The sequence below is a fragment of the Kitasatospora sp. NPDC059817 genome (genome assembly GCF_042731835.1).
Classification (GTDB): Bacteria; Actinomycetota; Actinomycetes; order Streptomycetales; family Streptomycetaceae; genus Kitasatospora.
In genome coordinates, this window is sequence record NZ_JBHWIR010000405.1 from 1 (window position 1) to 1,974 (window position 1,974).

General features: G+C 76.1%; 1 protein-coding gene. It reads right to left on the minus strand.

All coding sequences use genetic code 11. The annotated features are described in order from the left end of the window. Positions 1–150: 150 nt before the first annotated feature. Complete coding sequence (locus ACFV61_RS35770) at positions 151–1,536, minus strand: MFS transporter (RefSeq protein ID WP_380496348.1); 1,386 nt, start codon at positions 1,534–1,536, stop codon at positions 151–153. Between the last annotated feature and the right edge of the window lie 438 nt (positions 1,537–1,974).

The following is a 1,974-nucleotide window of genomic DNA, read 5'->3' on the forward strand; positions in this document are numbered from 1 at the left end:
GTCGGTGCTGTTTTCGGGGCCCTCGCGCCCCCCGGGCCCGGGCGGGGGGGGGGGGGGCGCGCCCGGGGCGGCCCGCGGCCGCGCCGCCGGTGCGTCACGCGGTGGCCGTCAGCGCAGCTCAGCGCACCCGCAGCGCAGCTCGGCGCGCCCTCAGCGCGCCGTCTGCGGGACGCGCTGCCCCGGGACGGCCGGCCTGGCGGCCTTGCGGCCCGCGGCCGGGGCGGCGCCCAGGGCGGTGCCCCGGGTCTCCTCGGCCCACAGCACGCACACCAGCAGGCCGACCACGGTGGTGCCGGCCGCGATGAGCATGGTCGGGCCGGTGCCCAGCCCGGACAGCGACAGCGGCAGCAGGTAGGTGCCGACGGCCGCGCCGATCCGGCTCACCGAGGTCGCCACGCCCACCGCCGTCGCCCGGATCTCGGTGGGGAAGAGCTCGTTGGGGTAGGTCCAGTCGAGGACGTTGGGCCCGCCGCACAGGAAGGCGTACGCGCACAGCGCCGTCAGGGCGATGGCCGCCGGGGCGGTGGGCCACACGCCCAGCAGGGCCAGCGGGACGGCCATCAGGGCGAACGACCAGATGATGACGGGGCGTCGGCCGCGGGTGTCGATCAGGCGCAGCGCCGGGAAGCAGCCGAGCAGGAAGACGAGGCTGATCAGTCCGGTGCCCAGGGTCTCCATCACGGTCCCGCCGGGCATGCCGAAGGAGGAGAGGATCTGCGGGCCGAAGGTGAGCATCGCGAACAGCGGGCCGACCTGGCAGAGGAAGAACAGGCCGCAGAACAGGGTGCGGCGCCGGTAGGGCGGGGTCATCAGCAGGCGCAGCCCGCCGGGGCGGCCGCGCGCGGCCGGGTCGGGCATCAGCTCGCGGCCGTCCACCCGTACGCCGAGGTGCTTCTCGACCACGCGCACCGCGTCGCCGACCCGCCCGTGGGCGGCCAGCCAGCGAGGGGACTCCGGCGTACCGCGACGGATCACCAGGAACACCACGCACAGCACCGTGGAACTCGCGAGCATCCACCGCCAACTGCCGGGCCCGGCCAGCTCCAGGAACGCGTAGCCCACCACGTAGGCGAGCACGGAGCCGGCGTACCAGGCGATGATCTGCTGACCGAGCAGCCGCCCGCGCTGCTTGGCGGGCAGCCACTCGGCGAGCAGGGACGTGGCGATGGGGTAGTCGGCGGCCACGGCCATGCCGAGCACGAAGCGCAGCACGGCGATCGCCCACACCGTGTCGACCCAGAAGGAGAGCACCGAGCAGGCGACCATCACGAGCAGGTCGGCGGTGTACATCACCTCCCGGCCGATCCGGTCGGTCAGCACGCCGAAGAGCGCGCCGCCGACGAACATGCCCACCAGCGCGGCGGCGCCGATCAGGCTGACCTCCGCGGTGGACAGGCCGAGCTCGGGTCGCATCCCGATCAGGGCGACGCCGACGATGCTCAGGATGTAGCCGTCGAGCAGCGGCCCACCGGAACAGGCGAGGGCCAGTCTCCGGTGGAAGGCGGTATACGGGGCGTTGTCGATGGTCTGGGACATGTGCTGGGGGTCCTCCGGAGCGTACGGCGGCGGATGGCCCGCTCACCGTGCGCCGGGTAGACGGCAAGGAAAGACGCCGTCCGGCGGACGGCGCCATCACCCGCTCACACCGGGCGACCGTCCACGGTTGCCCGGGTACGAGGGGGCCGCCACCGGGCCGAAGGTCGGCCGGAGTCGCGACCAAGGTCCCGAAGCGGACAGGACCTCGGACCGTGTCGCGACCCCGCCCGCCCAGTCCTGCCGGGCCCTGCCGCCGCCCGGACGCCCGCCCGCCCGCCGGGCGTGACCCTTCTCACCCGGAGGCCCCCGAGGGCCCCGATCGTGTGACCGGCGCCACATCCGGGCGGGGGGGGGGCGGGGGGCCCCGCCCCCCCCCCCCCCCCCCCCCCCCCCCCCCCGCCGCGCCCCGCCCCCCCCCGGCGCGCCGGCCCCCCCCCC

Excerpts from the sequence above, each read along its gene's own strand:
- ACFV61_RS35770 (WP_380496348.1), bottom strand. The coding sequence starts at position 1,536 with ATGTCCCAGACCATCGACAACGCCCCGTATACCGCCTTCCACCGGAGA.